The 2,127-nt window shown below is 70.2% G+C and carries 3 protein-coding genes; all 3 read left to right on the forward strand.

Going from position 1 to position 2,127, the window contains the following annotated elements:
• The coding region (locus tag ABZ471_RS48430) for an adenosylhomocysteinase (RefSeq protein WP_359075482.1) at positions 1-95 on the forward strand (95 nt) is incomplete at its 5' end.
• An 89-nt stretch (positions 96-184) separates the two neighbouring features.
• Complete coding sequence (locus ABZ471_RS48435; protein WP_359075559.1) at positions 185-1,168, forward strand: carbohydrate kinase family protein; 984 nt, start codon at positions 185-187, stop codon at positions 1,166-1,168.
• Positions 1,165-2,127 (forward strand): homocysteine S-methyltransferase family protein (locus ABZ471_RS48440; RefSeq protein ID WP_359075560.1); only part of this gene is annotated, 963 nt, incomplete at its 3' end. The genes ABZ471_RS48435 and ABZ471_RS48440, both read left to right, overlap by 4 nt.

Genomic DNA, 2,127 nt, shown 5'->3' on the forward strand with positions numbered 1-2,127 from the left:
TCGGCGTGAAGCTCACCGAGCTGCGTCCCGAGCAGGCCGCGTACATCGGCGTGGACGTCGACGGCCCGTACAAGCCGGACCACTACCGCTACTGACACCTCCGCGCCGACCACCAGTACCGACGAGGACACGACCGTGTCGCACAGCGACACGGTCGACCCAGCCATCAAGGGAGTCTCCGCCCGTGCGTATCGCCGTCACCGGCTCCATCGCCACCGACCACCTGACGACCTTTCCGGGGCGCTTCACCGATCAGCTCATCGCGGACCAGCTGGACAAGGTGTCCCTGTCCTTCCTGGTCGACGAGCTAGAGATCCGTCGTGGCGGAGTCGCCGCCAACATCTCCTACGGCCTCGGCAGGCTCGGGCTGACTCCTCTCCTCCTCGGCGCCGTGGGACCCGACTTCGCCGGGTACCGGGTCTGGCTCAAGGAGAACGGCGTCGACACCGACTTCGTCCACGTGTCCGAGAAGCGGCAGACAGCCCGCTTCATGTGCACGACCGACCTGGACCAGAACCAGATCGCCTCCTTCTACAGCGGCGCCATGTCCGAGGCCCACCACATCGATCTCGCACCCGTGGCCGCACGCCTCGGCGGCCTCGACCTCGTCCTGGTGTCACCCAACGACCCGCGCGCGATGCTGCGTCACACCACGCAGTGCCGCGACCTGGGCATCGACTTCGCCGCCGACCCGTCCCAGCAACTCGCCCGACTCGAACCGGAAGAGGCCCGTACCCTCGTCGACGGCGCCCGGTGGCTGTTCACGAACGAGTACGAGGCCGCCGTGCTGTGCGAACTCACCGGATGGGAACAGGCCGAGGTACTCGACCGCGTCGGCGCCTGGGTGATCACCCGGGGCGCCGAGGGAGCACGACTGCAGCGCGCCGGGGGACCGGTCACCGACATCCCGGCGGTACCCGTCGCCACGATCGCCGACCCCACCGGCGCCGGGGACGCCTTCCGCGCCGGCTTCCTCGCAGCCCTCAGCTGGCGCCTCCCCGAGGAGACGGCCGCCCGGCTGGGCTGCGCCGTGGCCGCCCTCGCCCTGGAAGCCGTCGGCCCGCAGGACTACACCGTCACCGCAGACACCCTGCTGGAACGTGTCCAGGACACCTACGGGCAGACGACGGCCGACACCCTCGCCCGTCACATGGAGCGCTCCGCATGACGCACCGCACCGCAGCGCTCCGCGAGGCGCTCGCCACCCGTGTGGTGGTCGCCGACGGAGCGATGGGCACCATGCTCCAGGCACAGGACCCGACGCTCGAGGACTTCGAGAACCTCGAGGGCTGCAACGAAATCCTGAACGTGACCCGCCCCGACATCGTCCGCTCCGTCCACGACGCGTACTTCGCGGTCGGCGTCGACTGCGTCGAGACGAACACCTTCGGGGCCAACCACTCCGCGCTCGGCGAGTACGAAGTCGCCCACCGGATCGCCGAGTTGTCCGAGGCGGGAGCACGCATCGCCCGCGAGGTCGCCGACGAGTACACCGCCTCGACCGGCCACCAGCGGTGGGTACTGGGCTCCATGGGCCCCGGGACGAAACTGCCGACGCTGGGCCACATCTCGTACGGCCCCCTGCGCGACGGCTTTCAGGAGAACGCCGAGGGCCTGATCGCGGGCGGCTCCGACGCGCTGCTCGTGGAGACCACCCAGGACCTGCTGCAGACCAAGGCCGCCGTCCTCGGCGCACGACGCGCGATCGACGCGTCCGGACTGGATCTGCCGCTGCTGGTGTCGATGGCGTTCGAGACCACCGGCACCATGCTGCTCGGCTCCGAGATCGGTGCCGCGCTGACGGTGCTGGAGCCGCTCGGCATCGACATGATCGGCCTGAACTGCTCGACGGGTCCCGCCGAGATGAGCGAGCACCTGCGCTACCTCGCCCGGCACTCCCGCATCCCGCTGCTGTGCATGCCGAACGCCGGCCTGCCGGTCCTCACCAAGGACGGCGCCCACTTCCCCCTCGGCCCCGAGGGCCTGGCCGAGGCCCAGGAGAACTTCGTACGCGACTACGGCCTCTCGCTCATCGGCGGCTGCTGCGGCACCACCCCTGAGCACTTGCGCCAGGTCGTGGAGCGTGTGCGGGGCGTCACCCCACCTGAGCGCGATCCGCGGCCCGAG

Origin of the sequence: Streptomyces sp. NPDC005728 (genome assembly GCF_040630895.1) — a bacterium.
Classification (GTDB): domain Bacteria; phylum Actinomycetota; class Actinomycetes; order Streptomycetales; family Streptomycetaceae; genus Streptomyces.